Origin of the sequence: Pseudomonas sp. NFACC13-1 (genome assembly GCF_900104425.1) — a bacterium.
GTDB classification, from domain to species: domain Bacteria; phylum Pseudomonadota; class Gammaproteobacteria; order Pseudomonadales; family Pseudomonadaceae; genus Aquipseudomonas; species Aquipseudomonas fluorescens_AA.
Genome location: NZ_FMXV01000005.1, coordinates 218,905 through 239,846, shown reverse-complemented (window position 1 = coordinate 239,846; position 20,942 = coordinate 218,905). Strand labels below are relative to the sequence as shown.

17 protein-coding genes are annotated in these 20,942 nt (G+C 62.1%); 9 read left to right on the top strand and 8 right to left on the bottom strand.

The features are described from left to right. Positions 1-119 precede the first annotated feature (119 nt). Positions 120-4,265, bottom strand: coding sequence for a CheR family methyltransferase (locus BLQ55_RS09415; RefSeq protein WP_092253552.1), 4,146 nt, complete (start codon positions 4,263-4,265; stop codon positions 120-122). A gap of 150 nt (positions 4,266-4,415) precedes the next feature. Then, on the bottom strand, positions 4,416-5,027 hold the full coding sequence (locus BLQ55_RS09410) for a Yip1 family protein (protein ID WP_092199836.1): 612 nt from the start codon (positions 5,025-5,027) through the stop codon (positions 4,416-4,418). A 167-nt stretch (positions 5,028-5,194) separates the two neighbouring features. Here BLQ55_RS09410 and BLQ55_RS09405 point away from each other — a divergent pair, with 167 nt between their 5' ends. From BLQ55_RS09405 to BLQ55_RS09395, 3 genes are read left to right on the top strand one after another with little or no spacing between them, the layout of a single operon-like run. Next, entirely contained in the window at positions 5,195-5,695 is a 501-nt protein-coding gene (locus tag BLQ55_RS09405; protein ID WP_092253550.1) for a CinA family protein, read from the top strand. Positions 5,696-5,706: 11 nt separating this feature from the next. Beyond that, positions 5,707-6,225 carry a hypothetical protein gene (locus BLQ55_RS09400; protein WP_092253548.1) on the top strand — a complete coding sequence of 173 codons (519 nt, stop codon included), beginning with the start codon at positions 5,707-5,709 and terminating at the stop codon, positions 6,223-6,225. 7 nt (positions 6,226-6,232) lie between these two features. Then, positions 6,233-6,682, top strand: a complete 450-nt coding sequence (locus BLQ55_RS09395; RefSeq protein ID WP_072405547.1) for a DUF421 domain-containing protein — start codon at positions 6,233-6,235, stop codon at positions 6,680-6,682. Positions 6,683-6,858: 176 nt separating this feature from the next. On the opposite strand, the gene BLQ55_RS09390 is transcribed toward BLQ55_RS09395, so the two are convergent. Further along, a complete protein-coding gene (locus BLQ55_RS09390) occupies positions 6,859-7,716 on the bottom strand; it encodes an SDR family oxidoreductase (protein ID WP_092199827.1) in 858 nt (285 codons plus the stop codon). Between the two features lie 187 nt (positions 7,717-7,903). Between BLQ55_RS09390 and BLQ55_RS09385 the strand changes: the two genes are divergently transcribed. Further along, on the top strand, positions 7,904-8,308 hold the full coding sequence (locus BLQ55_RS09385; RefSeq protein WP_072405549.1) for a VOC family protein: 405 nt from the start codon (positions 7,904-7,906) through the stop codon (positions 8,306-8,308). A 175-nt stretch (positions 8,309-8,483) separates the two neighbouring features. On the opposite strand, the gene BLQ55_RS09380 is transcribed toward BLQ55_RS09385, so the two are convergent. Continuing rightward, entirely contained in the window at positions 8,484-9,632 is a 1,149-nt protein-coding gene (locus BLQ55_RS09380) for a MalY/PatB family protein (RefSeq protein ID WP_092253546.1), read from the bottom strand. 182 nt (positions 9,633-9,814) lie between these two features. On the opposite strand from BLQ55_RS09380, the gene BLQ55_RS09375 reads away from it, so the two are divergent. The 4 genes from BLQ55_RS09375 to BLQ55_RS09360 all read left to right on the top strand — a co-directional run bounded on the left by BLQ55_RS09375 (position 9,815) and on the right by BLQ55_RS09360 (position 14,863). Continuing rightward, positions 9,815-11,320 (top strand): methyl-accepting chemotaxis protein, encoded by a 1,506-nt coding sequence (locus BLQ55_RS09375; RefSeq protein ID WP_092199821.1) that lies wholly within the window; start codon positions 9,815-9,817, stop codon positions 11,318-11,320. Positions 11,321-11,670: 350 nt separating this feature from the next. Further along, the gene (locus tag BLQ55_RS09370; protein WP_092253544.1) at positions 11,671-12,738 is read left to right on the top strand and encodes an alpha/beta fold hydrolase; all 1,068 of its coding nucleotides are present in this window, start codon (positions 11,671-11,673) and stop codon (positions 12,736-12,738) included. Positions 12,739-12,965: 227 nt separating this feature from the next. Then, positions 12,966-13,712, top strand: a complete 747-nt coding sequence (locus BLQ55_RS09365; protein WP_092253542.1) for a YkgJ family cysteine cluster protein — start codon at positions 12,966-12,968, stop codon at positions 13,710-13,712. Between the two features lie 242 nt (positions 13,713-13,954). Continuing rightward, positions 13,955-14,863 carry an AraC family transcriptional regulator gene (locus tag BLQ55_RS09360; protein ID WP_092199811.1) on the top strand — a complete coding sequence of 303 codons (909 nt, stop codon included), beginning with the start codon at positions 13,955-13,957 and terminating at the stop codon, positions 14,861-14,863. Between the two features lie 46 nt (positions 14,864-14,909). Here the strand turns inward: BLQ55_RS09360 and BLQ55_RS09355 are convergent, their stop codons facing one another. The 3 genes from BLQ55_RS09355 to BLQ55_RS09345 form a co-directional block, all read right to left on the bottom strand. Beyond that, positions 14,910-17,150 carry a xanthine dehydrogenase family protein molybdopterin-binding subunit gene (locus BLQ55_RS09355; protein ID WP_092199808.1) on the bottom strand — a complete coding sequence of 747 codons (2,241 nt, stop codon included), beginning with the start codon at positions 17,148-17,150 and terminating at the stop codon, positions 14,910-14,912. 12 nt (positions 17,151-17,162) lie between these two features. Further along, positions 17,163-17,636: a (2Fe-2S)-binding protein gene (locus BLQ55_RS09350; RefSeq protein ID WP_092199805.1), complete on the bottom strand. Its 474-nt coding sequence runs from the start codon at positions 17,634-17,636 to the stop codon at positions 17,163-17,165. A 186-nt stretch (positions 17,637-17,822) separates the two neighbouring features. Next, positions 17,823-19,031: an MFS transporter gene (locus BLQ55_RS09345; protein WP_092253540.1), complete on the bottom strand. Its 1,209-nt coding sequence runs from the start codon at positions 19,029-19,031 to the stop codon at positions 17,823-17,825. Positions 19,032-19,182: 151 nt separating this feature from the next. On the opposite strand from BLQ55_RS09345, the gene BLQ55_RS09340 reads away from it, so the two are divergent. After that, positions 19,183-20,064: a LysR family transcriptional regulator gene (locus tag BLQ55_RS09340; protein ID WP_092253639.1), complete on the top strand. Its 882-nt coding sequence runs from the start codon at positions 19,183-19,185 to the stop codon at positions 20,062-20,064. A 45-nt stretch (positions 20,065-20,109) separates the two neighbouring features. On the opposite strand, the gene BLQ55_RS09335 is transcribed toward BLQ55_RS09340, so the two are convergent. Beyond that, positions 20,110-20,889 (bottom strand): SDR family NAD(P)-dependent oxidoreductase, encoded by a 780-nt coding sequence (locus BLQ55_RS09335; protein ID WP_092199784.1) that lies wholly within the window; start codon positions 20,887-20,889, stop codon positions 20,110-20,112. Positions 20,890-20,942: the final 53 nt, after the last annotated feature.

Sequence of the window (20,942 nt, the reverse complement as noted above, 5' to 3'; positions counted from 1 at the left end):
TGTCACTGAACCACCGCCATCGCGAGCAACCTCGCTCCCACAGGATGAACCCGATCATCCAAAAGGCTGCCTCATAGGCTGGAAAAATGCGGCCCTCCCCCAAAAAAGGCAGCCCAGGCTCAGTTCACCTGCGAACGCAACAACTGCTCGATCGTGTCGATCAGTTCGTCATAGGACACCGGCTTGCCAATGTGCTGATCGAACCCCGATTGCCGGGACTTCTGCATGTCGGCAGACGCCCCGTACCCCGTCAACGCAATGGCCGGGATGTGCTTGGCATGGGGCAGTTCGCGCAATGCCTGCACCAACTCATGGCCATTCATCACGGGCATGCCCAGGTCGGAAATCACCACATCGAAACGGGCATCCCGGGCTCTTTGCAGCGCTTCTTGCGGCAGCTCGAAGGCGAGCACGCGGGCGTCCTCCATCTCCAGCAACAGCTTGAGGGTATCCAACACTTCGGGGGAGTCATCCACCAGCAGAACGGTCAGGCCGCTGAGACGGCCGGATGGCTCGCCGCTGGGCGCTTGTTGGGCCAGTGGTTCGCCAGTCTTGCTCAAGGGCAGGCGGACAGTGAACGTGCAGCCCTTGCCCAACCCGTCGGACTTGACCTCCACGCTGCCGCCATGGGCCTCGGTCAACTGCCGCACCAGGGACAGGCCGATGCCCAGCCCTTCGCGTTGGTGGGTCGCATGCTGGGTTTCGGCCTGGCCGAACAGGTCGAACACTTCGTTCAAGTGCTCGGCTTCGATGCCCACGCCGGAATCCTTGACATCCAGCCGCGCCATGCCGCCGTCCTGGCTGGCGATCAACTGCACGCGCCCACCGTTGGGGGTGAATTTCAGGGCATTGTTCACCAGGTTCCAGATGACCTGCTCCAACCGGGTCGGGTCAGCGTTGACGATCAGTTCGCCAGGCCCTTCGGGCAGTTCCAGGGAGACCTTGTTCGGGTGGTTGTCATTGATCACCACCGTGTAGATGTCCTGGAGGACGCGGCCCAGGTCCACAGCCTGGCGCTTGAGCTTGAGCTTGCCGGTGCGTACCCGTGCCACGTCCAGCAAATCGTCGATGATTCGCGCCTGGCTGGCCACCGCGTCACAGATGGTGTTGACGGCCTTGGCCGCCGCGCTGACGGTCTTGGTCACGGGCAAGCGACGTAACAATTCGGCGTTGAGCTGGATCAGGTTCAACGGGTGCTTGAGTTCGTGGGACATGACCGCGAAAAACTCGTCCTTCAGGTGACTGCTGTTCTGGGTTTCCATCAGTCGTTGGGTCTGTTCTTCGTGCAGGCGCTTGTGGCCGGTCAGGTCGCGGGCGATTTTCACGTAGCCGTGCAGGTGATCGCCTTGCAACAAGGTGACCTCGCCACTGCAAAAGAAGCGGCTGCCGTCCTTGCGCAGGTGCCAGCGCTCGTCCTCGCTGCGTCCGTTGTCCCGGGCCAGGCGCAACTCGTTTTCCGGCGCGCCGTCGGCGCGGTCCTGGGGCGAAAAGATGAAATCGTAGTAAGCGCCCTCGGCTTCGGCCTTGGAATAGCCAAAGATCAATTCGGCACCGGTGTTCCAGCGGGTGATCACGCCATGTTCGTCCAACAGGATGATCGCGTAGTCGCGGGTGCCCTCGGCGACCAAACGCATGCGTTCTTCGCCCAGGCGCAACTCTTCCTCGGCCGCCCGGCGCTTGCTGATGTCGATGAAGGTCAATACCGTGCCGTCGATGTGGTCCTCGCTGGAACGGTACGGCAGTAGCCGGGCGATATACCAGCGACCGTCGTTGCTGCTGACTTCACGTTCGATCATGTTCAAGGACTCGAACACTTGCGTGGCGTCCGCCGCCATGTCGGCGTAATCCAGGCGATGGGTGATGTCCAGCAGCGAACGTCCGGTGTCCACCGGCAGCATGCTGAAGATTTCCGTCGCCCGGGGCGTGAACCACTTGATGCGTACGCTGCGGTCGACAAACACCGTGGCGATATCGGTGGAGGCGATCAGGTTGGTGAGGTAGTCATTGATCTTGTCGGTCTCTTCGACCTTGGTCTTGAGCTCATAGTTGACCGTCAGCAATTCCTCATTGATCGACTGCAACTCTTCCTTGCTGGTCTCCAACTCTTCAGTGGCCGAGCGCAGTTCTTCGTTGATCGCCTGCATTTCCTCATTGGAGGCCTTGAGCTCCTCGCTGGAGACCTCGGCCTGCTCGATGGTGTCCTGCAAATGCAGTTTGGTGCGTTGCAGTTCCCGTTCCAGATTGGAGAGGACCTGGTTTTCAGTCTGGTTGGCGTTGGCTTCCAGCTGTTCGGCCGCGTCGATTTCCCGCTCTTCGAACACCACCAGCACAAACTCACCATCGGACAGGTCGTCGCGATAGGGCTGGGCCAGCAGATCCACCAGGAACCGCCGCCCATCCCGTTCGAGGTTGACCTGGCGGGACTTGACCGCTTGGCCGCTTTGATTGACCTGGAACAGCGTGGTGCGGATTTCCAGGCGCAACTGCGGGTTGATCAGCGTCAGCAAGTTGCGTGACATCTCGCCGCCGACATGACGCAGGAAGCGGCCGGCGCTTTCGGCCATATGCAGGATATCGGCATTGGCATCGACGATCATGCTTGGCGGTGCGGAACGCTCGATGGCGCGCAGGTGGATGTCGGCAAACGATACCTTGCGTGCCGGCGGTGCCAGGGACTCCGCCGGAGAAGACGTCGCGCGCACGTAACCGCCCCGGGGCATGGTGGGTGTGCGGCGGCTGCTGGCGGTGCCGTATTTGCTGCGGAAGATCCGGTTGCGCTTGTCCACCGGCGTGAACAGATCCTGGCAAGCATCGGCCGACTCCGACGAACCGAGAAACAGATACCCCCCCGGGCGCAGGGCGAAATGGAACATCTGCAGGATCTCCCGCTGCACCTCACGGTCGAGGTAGATCAGCAGGTTACGGCAGACAATCAGGTCGATCTGGGAAAAGGGCGGGTCCGACAGCAAGTTGTGCTTGGCGAACAGTACCCGCTCGCGGATCTCCTTGCGCACCCGGTAACTGGCGCCGTCCTTGAGAAAATACTGGCGCAACCGGGTCGGTGGCACATCGGTGATGATCGCCTGCGGATAGGCGCCGCTGCGGCCCACGGCGATGGCGCGTTCGTCGATGTCGGTGGCAAACACCTGCAGCTTGGCGGGGCTGGCGTCGTGTACCAATTGATCGCTGGCCAGCATCGCCAGGGTGTAGGCCTCTTCGCCGGTGGAGCAGCCCGCGGACCATATGCGTATTTCCTCTGGCGGCACACTGCCGGCTTCGACGGGCTTGAGCAGGTTGGGCAATACATCCCGTTCCAGGGCTTCGAAGGCCTCACGGTCACGGAAGAAATTGGTCACACCGATCAGCAAATCACCGAGCAGGGCTTTGGTTTCTTCCGGGTTGTTTTGCAGGTAGGCGTAGTAGGAGGGCAGATCCACCTGGGCGGTGACCTGCATTCGCCGTTCGATACGTCGCAGCACCGTGGCACGTTTGTAATGCTTGAAGTCGTGACCGGTACCGACACGCAGCTGAACCAGGATATCCAGCAGCGACTGTTCAGCCGCGGTGGCCTCGCGCTCGGATGAGGGCGGTTGGGTGCTTACTTCCGGATCGTTGACGGTCGGCAGGCGGATCGCCTGGGCGTTGCTCCACAGTTCCAGCAACTTTTGCGGCATTTCCGCCACCGGTAGCACCAGATCGACCATCTGGGTATCGATGGCGGCCCGGGGCATGCCATCGAACTCAGCCTCTTCGGGGGCTTGGGCGATTGTCACGCCGCCTTGCTCCTTGATCCGCGACAGGCCTACGGCGCCATCGGAGCCGGTGCCCGAGAGAACCAGGCAAAAGGCCCTTTCCTTGTGCACATCCGCCAAGTCGCGGAAAAACAGGTCGATGGCCACGTGGGCGCCCTGGCGGGGTTCGGCGGGGGTGACGTGCAGATAGCCGTCATTCATGTGCAGGCTTTGGGCGGGGGCAATCACATAGACGTGGTTCTTGTCGATCGGCACGGCTTCGGTGACTTGCAGCACCGGCATCCGGGTGGTTTCCTGGATGATCTTGCACACCAGGCTCTGATGATCGGGCGCCAGGTGCATGACAATGACGAACGCCATGCCGTTGTCCCTGGGCATGTGCTCGAAGAACTGCTTGACGGCCTGCAAACCGCCCGCCGAAGCGCCGATTCCCACCACTGGGAAGTCCAGGTCACTGGGGCTCAGCTCTCGTCGCTGTGGCACGTTGGGAGAGCGTTTGCTTTTCGATGACATAAATTCTTGGCCTTAAAGGGCGGGATAGTCCAGTCCCGCCACATCGAATCAGGGGGCAAAAACCCGCAGGATAGTCCGGTTGCGCGAAGATTGCGAAACCGAGCGCGGCCCAAGCCGCTGTCATCGGCATTGTGCACCCCGAAAACGCGTTCAGCCCACCGGGACACGCAAATATTCCGGCTGCAGGTAGTTGAACCAGAGCAGGATCATTTCCACCAGGATCGTCACCAGGACCAGCAGGCCCACGCCCCAGACACTTGCCGAATACAGCAGGCCCTGTTCCTTCTTGAGGCCCATGAACTTGGGCAGCCCGACGAACAGCAGGAATGTCGAGTAGGCCGACGCCAGCAACAGCACCGCCACGGCCAGCCAGCGGCTCGGGTAAAGCCCGAAGATTCCGGCCAGGAAATACGGCGTTGCGGTATAGGCGGCGAAACCGATGCATTGATTGACCGTCGGGCGCGCTTCGAAAGTGCGGGACATCCAGCGGATGAACAGCCCCATCAACGTGACGCCGACGACGCTGGTCAGGTACAGCAGCACGCACAGTTGAAGGGCGCTGGCACTGCTGAGCCGTACCGTTTCGTTTTCGGCCAGGCTCCATCCGGTCCAGGTGGTGCCGATGAACAGGCATGCCGCGGGGATCAGCGCGAGCAGCAGCAAATGAGCCAGGTAGTGGCGTGGATGTGCCTGTTCTTGCTCGCGTATGTCGGCCCAGGCGAATTCGGGCTGCGTGAACAGTTTGACGAAAGGTGCGGACATGACGACCTCCTGATCAGGACGGCCTCTGCATGAGGCCCTTATTGGGTTTGAGGCACAGAAAAACACCCGGGTTTCATTTATTTGCTGGTCCTGGCCGACGGGGCGATAAAGGGAATGAATCAAGACGGCAAAGGTCAACCCATCAGCCCCCTGAAGGACCATCTGCCATGACTGTTGCCCAAATTCTGGTTGATTATTTGCGCGATCATGATCTGCGCCTGACCACGGCCGAGTCCTGCACCGCCGGAAAGATCGTCACATTGCTGGCCGAGGTGCCCGGCAGTGGGGCACTGATCGAAAGCGGTTATGTGGTGTATTCCCCGGAGGCCAAGCAGCGCTTGCTCGGTGTCAGCCCACGCACCATCGAGACGTTCAATCTCACCAGCCGCGAAGTCGCCGAGGAGATGGCCCTCGGTGCCTTGCACGATGCCGATGCCAACGCGGCGGTGGCCACCACCGGCCTGCTCGGGCCAGACGACAAGGACGGAATACCCGCCGGCACCGTCTGCTTTGCCTGGGCGTTCGATGTGAACGGTCAGCGAGCACTGTTCAGTCGTTGCGTGCGGTTCTTCGGCAGTCGCGGTCAGGTGCAATTGCGGGCCGCCGAATACGTGTTGCAACAACTGCCCGGCTTTCACCAGCGCGCCGTGGCCGGCGAGCGGCGATAGGAGGGCGGGCCGTGAGCGACCCCTACGAGCAGGACGACCACCGGAGCCGCCAGTTTCCGGTACGCGAAGACATGGCGTTCCAGCACAAGGTCTGGCGTTTCGAGCGAGTTGGCTGGTACGTGTTGGTGTTGTTGGTGGTCCTGGCCTTGCTGGGACTGTTTTCCCGTGGCCCGCTGAGCAGCCGGGAGCTGCACAGCGACGACGGCAGCCTTGGCGTCGAGTACCAGGCCTTCCACCGCAACGGCTCCAGCAACGTCCTGGTCATCCGTCTCAAGGGCCAGCCCAACGCCGTGTTGGCAGTCGAGTTGGGCGGCGATTGGCTGGAAGGTTTCGAGGTGCAGGCGTTGCAACCTGCACCGATGCGCTCGGCGGGTGCGGGGCAGGGCATGACCCTCTGGGTACAGGCCGATGAACGAGGGCAGGCCAGCCTGCACCTGTCATTGCTCGGCGACGGTTTCGGGACCTATCACAGCCGCATCGCAACCCCCGGCGGTGCCTCGGTGAGTTTCAATCAGTTCATTTTTCCTTAGGTGACCTATGGACTCGGTGCTGCGAGCTGCCGTGATGTATGCGGCGTTGATGGTGTTGTTCAAGATCGCCGGGCGACGTTCGCTGGCAGAACTCACCACCTTTGACTTCGTGTTACTGATGATCATCGGCGAGGCCACTCAACAGGCGCTGCTGGGGGATGATTTCTCGATGACCAACGCGCTGATGGTCATCGTGACGCTGATTGCCATTGATGTCGGTTTTTCATTGCTTAAACTGCGCTCCCAATGGGTGTCGCGGCTGATCGACGGTGGCCCGACCATCATCGTCGAGGACGGGCGAATCCTGCGCGGGCGGATGCGTCATGCGCGCCTGGTGGAGGCGGACATCATGGAAGCGGCGCGCTCCAGCCAGGGGATCGAGACCCTCGAGCAGATCAAGTTTGCCATCATCGAGCGCAACGGGAAGATATCGGTGATTGCCAAGGAGCCGTCCTGAGCACTGTCGCCGGTACGTTGTGCCAAGGGCACTGCTGTTCCGATCGACTGGCTGGGCACAATCCACTGTGGGAGCGAGCTTGCTCGCGATAGGGTCAGATCAGGCAACATCAATGGTGGCTGGTTCACCGCTATCGCGAGCAAGCTCGCTCCCACAGGTAAAACACTGCGCCATGCTCAAAGCATCGGCTTGCCCCCGGTAACTCCATAACGGGCCCCGGAGATGTAGCTGCCTTCGTCCGAGGCCAGCAGCACATAGATCGGCGCCACTTCAACCGGCTGGCCAGGGCGGCCAAGGGGGGTCTGGGAGCCGAAATTCTGCACTTCTTCCTCGGGCATGGTCGCCACGATCAGCGGCGTCCAGATCGGTCCCGGCGCCACGCTGTTCACGCGGATGCCCTTGGGCCCGAGCATCTGCGCCAGGCCACCGGTGAAGTTGGCGATGGCGCCTTTGGTGGTGGCATAGGCCAGCAGCGTCGGCTTGGGCATGTCGGAATTGACCGAGCTGGTATTGATGATCGAGCCACCAGGCTTCATGTGCGGCACGGCAGCCTGGCAGATCCTGAACATCGCCGTGATATTGATATCGAAGGTACGCACCCATTCTTCGTCGGGAATGTCCTCCAGGTTTTCGTGGGTCATCTGGAACGCGGCGTTGTTGACCAGGACGTCGATACGGCCGAAGCGGGCGACGGTTTCATCGACGATCTTGCGGCACAGGCCTTTGTCCGCCAGATCACCTGGCAACAACAGGCACTGACGTCCGGCCTGCTCGACCCAACGTGCGGTTTCTCTGGCGTCTTCATGCTCGTCCAGATAGGCAATCGCCACATCCGCACCTTCACGGGCGAAGGCAATGGCGACAGCGCGACCGATGCCGCTGTCGGCGCCGGTGATCAGGGCGATCTTGTTCGCCAATCGTCCGGAGCCGGTGTAGCTCTGTTCGCCGCAGTCCGGGTAAGGGTCCATTTTGCGCTGGGTGCCGGGCACCGGCTGGCTTTGTTTAGGGAAAGGCGGGAAAGGGTAGTCGACCATCGTCGTTCTCCAGGTGGGGTGCGATGGAGGGTGGACTTTGGGTTTTCGGGCAGAGTTCGGTCGGATTGTCCGGCCGGTCGATGAGCGTGATAAGGAGCGTTTCGTCGGCGAATAGAGGGGCCTGGCGAACATTGGACGAGCCTGTATTCTCCAATGTCAGTAAGGGTGTCGATTAAGGAGCAGGGCAATGTTCAGCCACATACAGATCGGCGCGCGCGACCTGCCGACAATGGTCGCTTTTTATGACGCAGTCCTCGGCTGCCTGGGGCTGGAGCGCATCGAGGGCGAAAACGATTCGGGCCCGCCGGGAGAAGGCTGGCGTCAGCCCGGCAAGCATTGGCCGCAGGTTTTTGTCCAGTTGCCTTTCAATGGCCTGCCCGCGACCTGGGGCAATGGCATGCAAGTGAGCTTCGCCGCCGATTCCCCGCAAACCGTCCGCGCTGCCTGGGAGCAGGCGATGGCCATGGGCGGTACCGACGAAGGTCCACCGGGTCCGCGGCCGCAGTATTGCGAAGGCTATTTCGGCGCGTATTGCCGCGACCCGGAGGGGAACAAGCTGTGCTTTGTCCATGCGCCGGATATGCACGAATAAAACGATCGTGTCAGATGACTATTGTGGCGAGGGGATTTATCCCCGCTGGGCTGCGAAGCGGCCCTAAAAACAGATCACTCGTTGTGTCAGGTTTACTTCGTATGCTGTTTATTGGGGCTGCTTCGCAGCCCAACGGGGATAAATCCCCTCGCCACAGGGGGCATTGGCAGTTGCATCAGCCCCTGGCTTTCAGGCTGCGCTCCATGCGCGCGATGCCTTCCTCCAGCAACGCCCGCGGGCAGCCGAAGTTCAGGCGCACGAACTGCCCGGCATCGTCACCAAAATCCAGGCCGGCACTCAGCCCGACCTTGGCTTCATTCAAGAAGAACCCTTGCGGGTTATCCAGCCCCAGCCCGGAGCAGTCCAGCCAGGCCAGGTAGGTGCCCTGGGGCACGGTCATGGTGATGCCCGGCAGACGGGTGCTCACCGCCTCGACCAGGTAATCGCGGTTGGCTTGCAGATAAGCTTTCAAGGCCTCCAGCCATGGGCCGGCTTCGCTGTAGGCCGCGCGGGTCGCTTCCAGGCCCAGGGCATTGACGCTGTCGACCATGCCGGCCCGCGCGTTGTTGACCCGCTCGCGCAGCTTGGCGTCCTGGATAATGGCGAACGATGTTTTCAGCCCCGCGATGTTGTAGGCCTTGCTGGCGGACATCAGGGTGATGGTGCGCTCGGCAATCTCCGGGCCGAGGGAGGCGGTCGGAATGTGCACCCGGCCGTCAAAGCACAATTCGGCATGGATTTCGTCGGAGATGATCCAGGCGTCCTGCGCCAGGCAAATGTCCGCCACGGCCTTGAGCTCTTCGCGGCCAAACACCTTGCCCAGCGGGTTGTGGGGGTTGCTCAGCAACAGGGCGCCACCGCCCTGCAACGCTTCGCGCAACGCGGCCAACGGCGTATGGAATTCACCCTTGATCGGGGTGAACGGCAACTCCACTTTGTTCAACTGCCAGTGACCGGGGGCGTGTCGCAGCGGAGGGTAGTTGGGCACTTGCACCACGACATTCTGTCGGGGTTCCACCAGGGCATGCAGCGCCATGTTGAAACCCGGCTCGACGCCAGGCAGGAACACGATCTGCTGAGGCTCGACACGCCAGGCGTACTTGCTCCACAGGTCAGCCACGATGGCCGCGCGCAGATTGTCCTGGGCGACGCTGTAGCCCAGCATCGGATGTTCGAGGCGCTTGTGCAGCGCGTCGATGACCGCCGGTGGTACGGGGAAGTCCATGTCGGCCACCCACATTGGCAGCACATCGGCCGGGTAGCGGCTCCATTTGGTACTGCCGGTGCCGTGGCGCTCCAATACGGTGTCGAAATCGAAAGTCATGGGGGGTTCCATCAGTCAGTCATGAGATGGCGCACATCATAAAGCAAAGGTCGCTGAGAAAAGCTTGGTGGCGCAGTGCCACCAATTGCTGATAATCAGTTAAAGTTCCCTCTCGAAACGCCGCCGGGCCGTTAGCGGCATTCGGTAACGGACCTCCAAAGTCTTTGAAAAGGACGACCCCCATGACATCGCCCGTGCGCTTTAACGATCACCACCGTAAAGCCGACCGCATCATGCTGGGGCTGCTTTGGCTCACGTTGCTGTATTCCCTGAGCCTGGCGTTCCTGCACTCGACGTTCACCCAGGCGCTGCTGGTGGGGGCGACCACCTGCGGGGCGAGCACCGCGCTTTATCGCGTCCTGGCCGGCACCCGGGCCATGCGCTGCGTCATCGCGGTGGCGCTGATGGTCATGGCGGCATTGCACATCAACCAGACCCAAGGCGTGATCGAATTCCACTTCGGGATTTTCGTGCTGCTGGCCGTGTTGACGTTCTATCGTGACTGGTTACCAATTGTCGTTGCCGCCGCCACCATCGCGGTTCATCACCTTGGTTTTCACTGGCTTCAACACCAGGGTTATCCGGTATTCGTCATGGACAGCCACGGTGGCTGGTCGATGATCTTTCTTCACGCGTTCTACGTGGTGGTGGAAAGCGTGATCCTGATTTACCTGGCGAACCAGAGCCTGGCCGACGCCACGGAAAACCAGGAGGTGCTCGACAAGGTACTGGCGGCGGCCGCGCAGTTGAGCAACGACGCCGACAGGCAGCGCAGCGACGGCGTCAAGGTCTCTTCGAGTGAGCGTTTCGATCATTTCCTCCAGCAGGTTACCCAACTGGTGGACGGCGTGGTGCGCGACACCCGCAACCTCTCGGACCTGGGCCAGGATCTGTCCCAGGTTGGCCAGACCCTGGAAACCGGCGCCCGCCACCAACTCGACGAAGTGGCCCAGATGAGTGGTGCGATCAGCCATCTGGTGACGGCCATGGAGAACATCGCCGGCCATGTCGACCAGACCCTGCAGCGCGCCGGCCAGGCCAACGAGCAGGTCAACCGCGGGCGCACCACGGTTGACCAGACCCGCGAAGAGATTGTCGAGCTGGCAGGGCGCATCAACCTGACCAACGAAACCGTGCAGATCCTGGCCGACCAGGCGCAGCAGATCGGCCAGGTGCTGGATGTGATCAACGGCATTGCCGAGCAGACCAACCTGCTGGCCCTCAATGCCGCCATTGAGGCGGCCCGGGCTGGTGAGCAAGGCCGAGGGTTCGCGGTGGTGGCCGACGAGGTCCGCACGCTGTCACAAAAGACCTCGACGTCCACCACCGAGATCCAGCAGATCATCGCCAAGCTGCAGCAAGGCAGCCGCCAGGCCGCCGTCGCGATGCAAGACAGCCGCGATGGGGTGGAGCGCTGCGTGTCCGCCAGCCAACTGGCTTCGCAGCTGTTACATGCCGTCGTCGAAGACATCGCCGTGATCAATCATTTCAACGACCTGATCGCCAGCACCACCCAGGAACAATCCAAGGCGTCGATGGGCATCAACCAGCGCCTGCAAAGCGTGCAGGCCGTGGCTGAGCGCAACGCCGACAACATCGGCATCCTGACCCGCAGCAGCCAATGCTTGCCACCGTTGGCGGAGCGGTTGGCGGTGTTGGGGCAGGCGTTTCATGGGAAGCCACTTTAAGCGACTGGCTGGCCCCTCGATCGAAACCCGCAGCAAGCGCAAAAGCCGTGTAGAAGCCGCGTAGGCGCTGCGTAGGAGCTGTCGAGTGCAACGAGGCTGCGATCTTTCCCCCGACACTTGAGTCTCAAGCGAAAGATCAAAAGATCGCAGGCTTCGCCAGCTCCTACACAAAACGGGTCCTCCTGATACGAATGTATCTCTGTGTATCCAGGCTCCCGACCGATACGTGCCGTTGCATTCAAGCCCGTCGCTGACACATCCGCGATACCTGGCCAACGTCAAATGGGGCCCATCGAGACAGCTCAAGCCGTCTCACCGGCTCACCCCACGTCGTTCGCAAGGAGCTTCACATGGATATAAACCCTACCTCCGCTTCCCGCCATCGCCGCCTGCTCGCGCCAACCCTTCTGGCGTTGGCAATGATGCAGCTTGGCGCCTTGGGATTGACTTCGTCCCAGGCAAGCGCGGCCGATGTGCCGGCGAGCACTGTCGGCGCGATTACCCCTGGCAGCCACACGTCGTTCGGCCCGCTCAAGCATGTCAAGGCCGGGCTGCTGGACGTGGCCTATGCCGAGGTCGGTCCCGCCGATGGGCCGGTGGTGATCCTGTTGCACGGTTGGCCCTACGACATCCATAGCTATGCAGATGTGGCGCCGGCGCTGGCGGAGAAGGGCTATCGCGTGCTGATTCCCTACGCCCGCGGTTATGGCGATACGCGCTTCCTGTCTGCCAAGACCCTGCGCAACGGCCAGCCCTCCGCACTGGCAAGCGATCTCATCGACTTCATGGACGCGCTGAACATCAGACAGGCGGTGCTGGGCGGTTATGACTGGGGCGCACGCACCGCAGACATTGTCGCGGCCCTCTGGCCGGAGCGGGTGAAGGCGCTGGTGGCGGTGAGTGGCTACCTGATCGGCAGCCAGGAGGCCGGCAAGGCGCCGTTGCCGCCGGCTGCGGAGTTGCAGTGGTGGTATCAGTTCTATTTTGCGACCGAGCGTGGCCGCCTCGGTTACGAGAAAAACACCCACGACTTCGCCAAGCTGATCTGGAAGCTGGCGTCGCCGAAGTGGAACTTCGATGACGCGACGTACGACCGAAGCGCCGCCGCCTTGCAGAACCCCGATCATGTCGCGGTTTCAATCTTCAACTATCGCTGGCGCCTGGGCCTGGTCAAGGGCGAAGCCAAGTACGACAGGCTGGAAAAGAAACTGGCGACGTTCCCCTCGATCGGCGTACCGACCATCACCCTGGAAGGCGACGCCAACGGCGCTCCCCATCCGCCCGCTGAAGCCTATGCCAAGCGCTTCACCGGCAAATATGAGCATCGCCTGATCGACGGCGGCATCGGTCACAACCTGCCGCAAGAGGCGCCGCAGGCGTTCGCCCAGGCAGTGATCGACGCCGATCATCTTCAATGATGCCGCGTTCCCGGTATCCGGAGTGAAGAGTTGCCTGAAACAACGGTTTTTCCTGCCAAGGGCCGCCCCCTGAAAACACCTTGGATCAGGCAACTATGTCGGCGGATCCGGCAAGCGGATCGGTGTTTCGCTCCCCATACTCTCGCGGCCCTGAGGCCCTGCCACAGCTGTATCGCAGTGGCGGGGCCTGTTGAAGGCGGTCGAAAACATGTGTGCGAGTGCTTGATATGGAAAACAACACTGTCCGTTTTGCCTGCAACGGCTGCGGGATTTGCTGCAAAGGTCGGCTGATTCCACTGACGTTGGACGAGGCGAGGCAATGGTTACAACGCGGACATGAGGTGGCGGTCGTGCTGGAGGCGTTCGATGAGTCGACCTGGCCTTCGCAACCCCGACAATTCGCCCACAGCGCCCAAAGAGCCGTGGAAGTCACCAGTGGCGATGCCCGGATCCGAGTCGTTGCGGTGTTGGCCGGCAATGCCCTGACCCAGTGCCGCAATCTCGGCGACGACGGTCGTTGCGGCATCTATGAAGAGCGGCCGTTGGTCTGTCGAATCTACCCGATGGAAATCAATCCGTTCATTGCCTTGCGTCCAGCCGACAAGGCCTGTCCTCCCGAAGTCTGGGAGACGGGGGAGGTCTTGTTTACCGACCGCGTCGTCGATCCGATCCTGGCCGATCAGATCGAGCGTTCCCGCCAGGCGGACCGGGACGATGCCCAGGCCAAGATTGCGCTGTGTGAAGCGATGGGCATGAACGTCGCCGCCTGGAAGGGCAACGCGTTGGCGGTGTACTTGCCTGATCGGGTGCAGTTGGCTGAAGCGATCATTCGCTACGACCGCGCCCCCGAGGCACCGACAGGCCTGGACTGGAAAGTGCGGGTCGAAACACCGGCCCTGGCCCAACGACTGCTGCAAGCAGGTGTCGCGTTGGATGATCAACGGTCAACCGGCTATATCTTCCAGGGGCTCTAGTTTTCGAACCCTGTCGTCACTTTGTGCATTTTCAGCCCGCGAAACATCTTGCAATACATAGGCCTCGGTGACTTGCGTCGGTTGCAGCTCGTTGAATCGTGCAAGAAATTGCGCCAATCAGGCAAGCGGTCCGAACCGCCGACCCAGCATACTGCGTCCATATTGATCAACGATTTGCGGTGATGCCGAGCAGTGTTCGCCATCACCGCAAGTCGTGGGCCCGATGTTTCAAGGAGTGAAGTGTGCACACCGATTTCAAAAGCGACAAGGGCGCCAGCGATCTCAGTCGCCTGGCCGGTTCGGTCAGCCGGCTTGTGCCCAGCGAGGGTGACCATATGACCGCCATTGCCGGTTTGAGCCTGCATCGGCGCAAGGCAATCACCGCGCCCATGCACTGTATATACGGCCTGGGCATTGGCGTGACCTTGCAAGGGCGCAAGCAAGCCATGATCGGGGACGAGATACTGACTTATGCCCCCGGTCAGTCCATGGTGACTTGCGTGGACCTGCCGGTCATTTCCCACGTCTCCCAGGCCAGCGTCGCCAAGCCGTTCCTGGGCATGATGCTGAGATTCGACAGCACGATGGTGATGCAAGTGGCCGAGCGCATGCAGCTGTCACAACGCATGAAAGACGACGCGTTTCGACCGATTACCGTACAGGCGCTGGATGCCGGGGTGCTGGATGCCCTGAGGCGTTTGATAGACCTGCTGGACGAGCCGCCGTTGCTTGAGACCGTGGCCCCGCTGATCAAGGAAGAGATTGTCGCTCGCCTGTTGAACGGTGCCCATGCGCCGCAGTTGCTGCATGTCATCGCCGCCGGTTCACCCAGCCAGCACATTGCCAAGACGGTCGCCTGGCTGAAACTGAATTTTCGCCAGGCGTTGCGCATGGACGACCTGGCGGCGCAAGCGCACATGAGTCCTTCCACTTTCCGCCAGCATTTTCGGACCGTGACCGGAATGAGCCCGTTGCAATACCAGAAGCAACTGCGGCTGCAAGCTGCTCGGCAATTGATGTTGAGCCAGAAGGTCGACGCGAGCAGTGCAGGGGGGCTGGTTGGCTACGAGAGTGCCTCGCAGTTCAGCCGTGAATACAGTCGCCTGTTTGGAGAGCCCCCGCAGCGGGATATCAAGCGGATTCGTTTGTGATCGTGAGGCTGGCCTGGCATTGCGGCCAGACAGCCTCACGCGCCGGTCACGCCAACTTGAACGGCAACTCACGCAACGGTTTGCCCGTCAGGCTCGCCACGGCATTGGCAAACGCCGGGGCCAGCGCCGGCAGGCCGGGTTCGCCCATTCCCGTGGGCGGCTCGGCGCTGGGCACGATGTGAACGGCGAATTCCGGCATGTCGGTAATGCGCGGCACGCTGAAGTCAGCAAAATTGCTCTGCTGCACGACACCGTCTTTCAGGGTAATGGCACCACCGGGCAGGCACATCGACAAGCCCATCAGCGCCGCGCCCTGGACCTGGGCCTCGACACTGCGGGGGTTGACGGCCAGGTTGCAGTGCACGCCAGCGGTCACGTTGTGCAGCACCGGACGACCATCCTGCACCGAGGCTTCGACCACATAAGCCACCACCGAACTGAACGACTCGTGGACCGCCACACCCCAGGCACGGCCCGCCGGTAGCTGGCGCTTGCCGTACTCGCTCTTGTCCACGGCCAATTGCAGCGCCTCGCGATGGCGTGGACTCTGGTCGCCAAACAACTTCATCCGGTAGGCCACCGGATCCTGTTTAGTGGCGCGGGCGATCTCGTCGATCAGTGTTTCCATCACAAAAGCCGTATGGGTGGAACCGACGCTGCGCCACCACAGTACGGGGACGTTGAGTTTCGGGTGATGCACCGTCAGCCGCATGGGCAGCGGATACGGGTCGCGCAGGCCCTCGGTGGCGGTCGGGTCGATGCCATTTTTCACCCGCCCGCCAAACACGGTGCCGGTGATGATCGATTGGCCAACCAAGGCGTGGTCCCAGGCGAGAACCTTGCCACTGTCATCAAAACCGATGCGCGCACGGTGCAGGTGCATGGGGCGGTAGTAGCCGCCCTTGATGTCGTCTTCCCGGCTCCAGAGTGTGCGAATAGGCGCGTCGACCCCGGCGGTGCGGGCGGCCTTGGCCACTTCGCAAGCCAGTACCACGAAATCGTTGGTGGGTACGCCGCGCCGGCCAAAACCTCCGCCAGCGGTTTGCACGTTCACCTGGATCTGCTCGGGCTTGAGGTCCAGCACCTTGGCGGCGGCGGCCGCATCGCCGCCGGGGAATTGCGTGCCGACCCACAACTGAGCGCCATTGCCGGCAAGCTGCACGGTGCAATTGAGCGGTTCCATGGGGGCATGGGCGAGGTAGGGGAACAGGAACTCGGCCTCCAGTCGATGTGGCGCCGTGGCGAGTGGCGTCATGTCGGCATCGAAGTGCAACGGGCCGGGCTGGTTGGCCAGCTCGCGGTATTGAGCCAATTGTTTTTCGCTGTCTACCTTTTCCACGGCGGACGCGTTCCATTCCACCTTCAGCGCATCGCGTGCCAGCTTCGCCTGCCAGTAGCTGTCGGCGACCACCGCGACACCTTCGGCGCCGCCATCCAGCGGTATGCGCAACACGGCCTTCACGCCTTTGGTGGCCCGCGCCGCGCTGTCGTCCAGAGTAGCGATTCTGGCGCCGAACACCGGTGGCCGGGCGACGACCGCCGTGAGTTGCCCCGGCAGGTGCATGTCGATGCCGAAATCCTGTTGGCCGCTGCTCTTGGCCTTGGCATCGATGCGTGTGGTGGCCTGGCCGATGATGCGGAAATCCTTGGGATCCTTGAGGGTGATCTGCTCGGGTACAGGCATCGCCATCGCGGCTTGCGCCAGTTCACCGTAGCTCGCTTTACGGCCCGCCGGGCCGAGCACCATGCCGGCCTGGGTGGTCAGGCTCGCCACATCCACGTTCCAGCGCGCGGCGGCCGCACCCAGCAGCATGGCGCGCGCACGGGCACCAAGTTCGCGGTACTGGGTGTAGCTGTTCTTGATCGTGTTGGAACCACCCGTGAGGTGGATGCCGAACGCCGGGTCCATGTAGGCCGCGTCGTTGCTGCCGTTGCGACTGCGCACCAGGCTCCAGTCGGCATCCAGTTCTTCGGCGAGAATCATGGGCAGGCCGGTCTGCACGCCCTGGCCGAATTCCAACCGATTGATGGTGACCGTGACCTCGCCATTGGGCGCGATCTGCACGAATGCGGAGGGTTGCTGGGTCGGTTTGAGCGGCGCTGCGACGGCGCCGTTGGCTTCCTGCGCCAGGGCCAGGTGTGGAAACGCACCCAAGGCCAGCCCGCCGATGCCGACGATCTTGAGGAAGCTGCGCCGGGGCAGGGCAGCGGGGCCGTCATCCTCGCCGCGTTCAAGCATATGTTGCAAGGCGCGGGGGAGCTCGTTTGGGAGGATCTCATTCAGCATGGTCAGCTCCGATCAGGCAAGGGCTTTGGCGGCATCAGCCACCGCGGCGCGGATTCGGGCGTAGGTGCCACAGCGGCAGATATTGCCGGCCATGGCCGAGTCGATTTCGGCGGCCGTGGGCTGCTTGCCCTTGGGCCGGGCCTTGAGAAAAGCCGTTGCGCTCATGATCTGGCCACTCTGGCAGTAGCCGCATTGCGCCACGTCGTGTTTGACCCACGCCTCGTGCACGGCGCTGCCGACCGGGTCACTTCCATTGGTTGCCGCTTCGATGGTGGTGATCTTCTTGCCTACGGCGGCGGCAATGGGCGTCACGCAGGAACGAATGGCCTGGCCATCCAGGTGCACGGTGCAGGCGCCACACAGCGCCGCGCCGCAGCCGAACTTGGTGCCGGTCATGCCCAGCGTGTCGCGCAGGGTCCAGAGGATAGGGGTGCCAGGGTCGACGTCGACCGTGTATTCACGGCCGTTGATGTTGAGGGCGCTCATAGGGGGGACCAGCTCCAGATGGTTTGGCTCTGGTTAACTATAGGAAGGAATAGTCGGGGTGGGTTGCACGATCCGGGCTGATTATTGCCTGATCATGCGAATCAGCGTGCCCCCGCGAAGGTGCACGCTGTTGATGTCAGTGACGGATGTCTACCCTTGATGGCCTACTCATTGGGCTCCTGCATGTTAGTGCAAGCCTGCTGTAAACCCGCACTGCCTGGCCGACCACACCACCGCCAACGTCAGCAGCAGGAGAACGACCAGGACCGGCGCAAACGCCACGACCCCCAGGTGGTCGAGCAGAATGCCGCCGACGATCCCGCCGCCGGCAATGGCGAGGTTCCAGGCCGTGACCAGCATTGACTGGGCCAGATCCGCCGCATCACCGGCTGTCTTGGCGATGGCTGTCTGGAACAGCGTCCCAGCCCCTCCGAAAGCGATTCCCCAAGCGGCCACGGCGATATACACCGCCGCAGGCCTGTCGCTCATTGCCCCTAGCATCATTGTCGAAAGGGCGAACAGCACCGTACCTGCGAGCGTCAACGCCCGCAGATGGCGATCGATCAGCATGCCGACGACCCAGATCCCCAGTAACGACGCGACGCCAAAGACCAACAGGACCAGATCCGTCCGATCGCCCAGGCCTGCCGCCGTCAAGAACGGAGCGATGTAGGTAAAGAGAATGTTGTGCGCCAGGACAAAAGCCAGTACCACGAACAACACCGAGCGAACGCCCGGCAGGGTGAAGACCTGGCCCAAGGCAAGACGTTTGTTGGAGGCCTGCCCGGGAAAGTCAGGCACCTTGAGTCGTACCCAGACCATCAAGGCTACGGCGAACAGGCTCATGAGGGCGAAGCTCATTCGCCAGCCGATCAGATTGCCGAGCAGCGTGCCAGCCGGTACGCCCAGGGACAACGCTAAGGGCGCGCCCACCATGGCGATTGCAATCGCTCGACCTTTCTGGCTTTCAGGCACCATGCGGGCGGCATAACCGGCCAACAAGGCCCACAGCAGCCCGGCCGATACGCCACCCAGCAAGCGCGCGACAATCGTCAAACCATAATGGGTAGAAAACGTCGTGACGGTATTGGCAACGGCGAAACCGGCGATGGCCGTCAGCAAGAGCGATCTGCGTCGCATGCCTTGGGTCGCGGCGGTCAATGGAATGGCCGCCAGCAAGGAACCGATCGCGTAGACCGTGACCAACTGGCCGGCGAGGGCTTCGGAGATCGCCAGCCCTTCGCTGATCTGTGAAAGAAGACCGGCGGGCAAGGCTTCGGTGAGGATGGTCACGAACGCCGCCAGTGCGAGGGCAAACAGTGATCCGATGGGAAGCGGCGCAGTGTCTTGAACGACCTCGGCATCGGCGTTGATAGGGGTGTTGGCAATCGTCATGTGTCACCTGCTGGAGCGCTCCTGACCCGCCGGGACGACGCGGTCAATCGCAGATTGATAAGTGTCGACTACGGTAGGTGTCCCTCTTTGGCGAGACAAGAATGCTAGAGTGCACAACACATCGGAAAAAATGTCCGCAATGGGAGCTGGCGTGGAATCACTGAGCGGGATTGATTTTTTTGTGCGCGCGGCCGAAACCCGCAGTTTTTCAGAGGCGGGCAGGGCGCTGGGCATTTCGTCTTCGGCGGTGGGCAAAAGCGTCGCCCGGCTCGAGGAACGGCTGGGTGTGCGGCTGTTTCATCGCAGCACGCGAAGTATCACGCTGACGGCGGAAGGGACACTGTTTCTCGAACGTTGCCGGCGCATTCTCTGCGAGGTCGAAGCGGCCGAGCAGGAACTGTCGCAAACCCGCCAAGCGCCTCGGGGCAAACTGCGCGTGAGCCTGCCTCTCGTCGCGGACCTGGTCATGCCGACGCTGATCGCCTTCATGCGGCGCTACCCCAGCATTGAACTGGACCTGGATTTTTCCGACAGGCTGGTGGACATCATCGAGGAGGGGTTCGATGCGGTCATTCGGACCGGAGAGCCGAACGACTCCCGGCTGATGTCCCGTCCGTTGGGCCCGTTCAAGCTCGTTGTGGTCGGTTCGCCCCGGTACTTCGCCGAACACGGCACACCGCACGTACCGACGGATCTTCTGCGCCATGCCTGCCTGTTATACAAGTTTCCCAGTACTGGCAGGATGCAGGTCTGGCCGGTAAACGGGGACGGGGAGCCGGAACTCAACCTGCCGGCGACCCTGGTCTGCAACACCACCGAGGCGTTGCTGCACGTGGTGCATGATGCGCTGGGGATCGCCTGCGTGCCGGATTTCACTGTGCATGAGTCCATCGCGGCCGGTGAGCTGGTCACCGTCCTGGACGACTTCAACAGGCATCAGAGCACCTTCCGCATGCTCTGGCCCTCAAGCAAACACCTGGCGCCGAAACTGCGGGTGTTCATTGATTTTATGAGCAGTGAGTTATTCAAGTGACTGGCCCAGCCCCCACAGGAAAAGGTGCTGGCCATGGATTTCAGGTCAAGGGGCCTTGTTCTCCACCAGGCAGTTGCCGCCATCCACCACGATGACTTCGCCCGTGATGTAGCTCGCCTCTGAAGACGCCAGAAAAGCCACCAGTGCCGCTACCTCTTCGGGCCGTCCCGCCCGGCCCATCGGCGTGTAGCCTGCCGCGGTGGCTTCCTCGGCAGTGGTCGACCCTGTGGCGATCCAGCCGGGCGCGACGCTGTTTACAGTGACCCCTTGCTGGGCGACTTCCAGCGCCAGGCTCATGCTCATTCCGACCATCGCGGCCTTTGCGGCGCTGTAAGCCGCTTCACCAGGGTTACTGCAGCGGGTGCCGGTCGTGGAGCTGATGTTGACGATCCGCCCGTATCGGCGCGCCCGCATACCGGGCAGAACAGCCCGTGTCAGCAGAAAAGCCGTGGTGAGATTGCGCGCCAGTGTCAGGTTCCAGGTGTGCAGGTCCATGACCGCCAACTCGGAAAAGCTCTCCGGACTGCCTTGCATGGCCATGCCCGCGTTGTTCACCAGAATATCGACCTGCCCCCAGACGGACTCTGCCCACACCATAAACTCACGCACCTGGTTTTCATCGGTAAGGTCGATGGCCCGCCCTTCCACTTCGAACCCTTCGGCACGCAACTGCGCGACGCGCTCAAGGATGCGAGCACTGCTCGCGGTGACGATCAATCGGGCGCCGGCGGCGCCCAGCCTGCGTGCGATCGCCATGCCGATTCCGATCTCGCTTCCAACCCCACTGATGAGTGCCACAGGGTTCTGCCCAGTTGCGTTTGGCATGGTGCCTCCAGAGGGGGGGGTAAGTGATTGCCAGGTGTCGGAGCGCTATATAA

Coding starts and splice junctions, on each gene's coding strand:
- BLQ55_RS09375 (WP_092199821.1), top strand. CDS start 9,815: ATGACATCGCCCGTGCGCTTTAACGATCACCACCGTAAAGCCGACCGC.
- BLQ55_RS09415 (WP_092253552.1), bottom strand. CDS start 4,265: ATGTCATCGAAAAGCAAACGCTCTCCCAACGTGCCACAGCGACGAGAG.
- BLQ55_RS09335 (WP_092199784.1), bottom strand. CDS start 20,889: ATGCCAAACGCAACTGGGCAGAACCCTGTGGCACTCATCAGTGGGGTT.
- BLQ55_RS09390 (WP_092199827.1), bottom strand. CDS start 7,716: ATGGTCGACTACCCTTTCCCGCCTTTCCCTAAACAAAGCCAGCCGGTG.
- BLQ55_RS09355 (WP_092199808.1), bottom strand. CDS start 17,150: ATGCTGAATGAGATCCTCCCAAACGAGCTCCCCCGCGCCTTGCAACAT.
- BLQ55_RS09380 (WP_092253546.1), bottom strand. CDS start 9,632: ATGACTTTCGATTTCGACACCGTATTGGAGCGCCACGGCACCGGCAGT.
- BLQ55_RS09405 (WP_092253550.1), top strand. CDS start 5,195: ATGACTGTTGCCCAAATTCTGGTTGATTATTTGCGCGATCATGATCTG.
- BLQ55_RS09395 (WP_072405547.1), top strand. CDS start 6,233: ATGGACTCGGTGCTGCGAGCTGCCGTGATGTATGCGGCGTTGATGGTG.
- BLQ55_RS09370 (WP_092253544.1), top strand. CDS start 11,671: ATGGATATAAACCCTACCTCCGCTTCCCGCCATCGCCGCCTGCTCGCG.
- BLQ55_RS09410 (WP_092199836.1), bottom strand. CDS start 5,027: ATGTCCGCACCTTTCGTCAAACTGTTCACGCAGCCCGAATTCGCCTGG.
- BLQ55_RS09385 (WP_072405549.1), top strand. CDS start 7,904: ATGTTCAGCCACATACAGATCGGCGCGCGCGACCTGCCGACAATGGTC.
- BLQ55_RS09365 (WP_092253542.1), top strand. CDS start 12,966: ATGGAAAACAACACTGTCCGTTTTGCCTGCAACGGCTGCGGGATTTGC.
- BLQ55_RS09345 (WP_092253540.1), bottom strand. CDS start 19,031: ATGACGATTGCCAACACCCCTATCAACGCCGATGCCGAGGTCGTTCAA.
- BLQ55_RS09350 (WP_092199805.1), bottom strand. CDS start 17,636: ATGAGCGCCCTCAACATCAACGGCCGTGAATACACGGTCGACGTCGAC.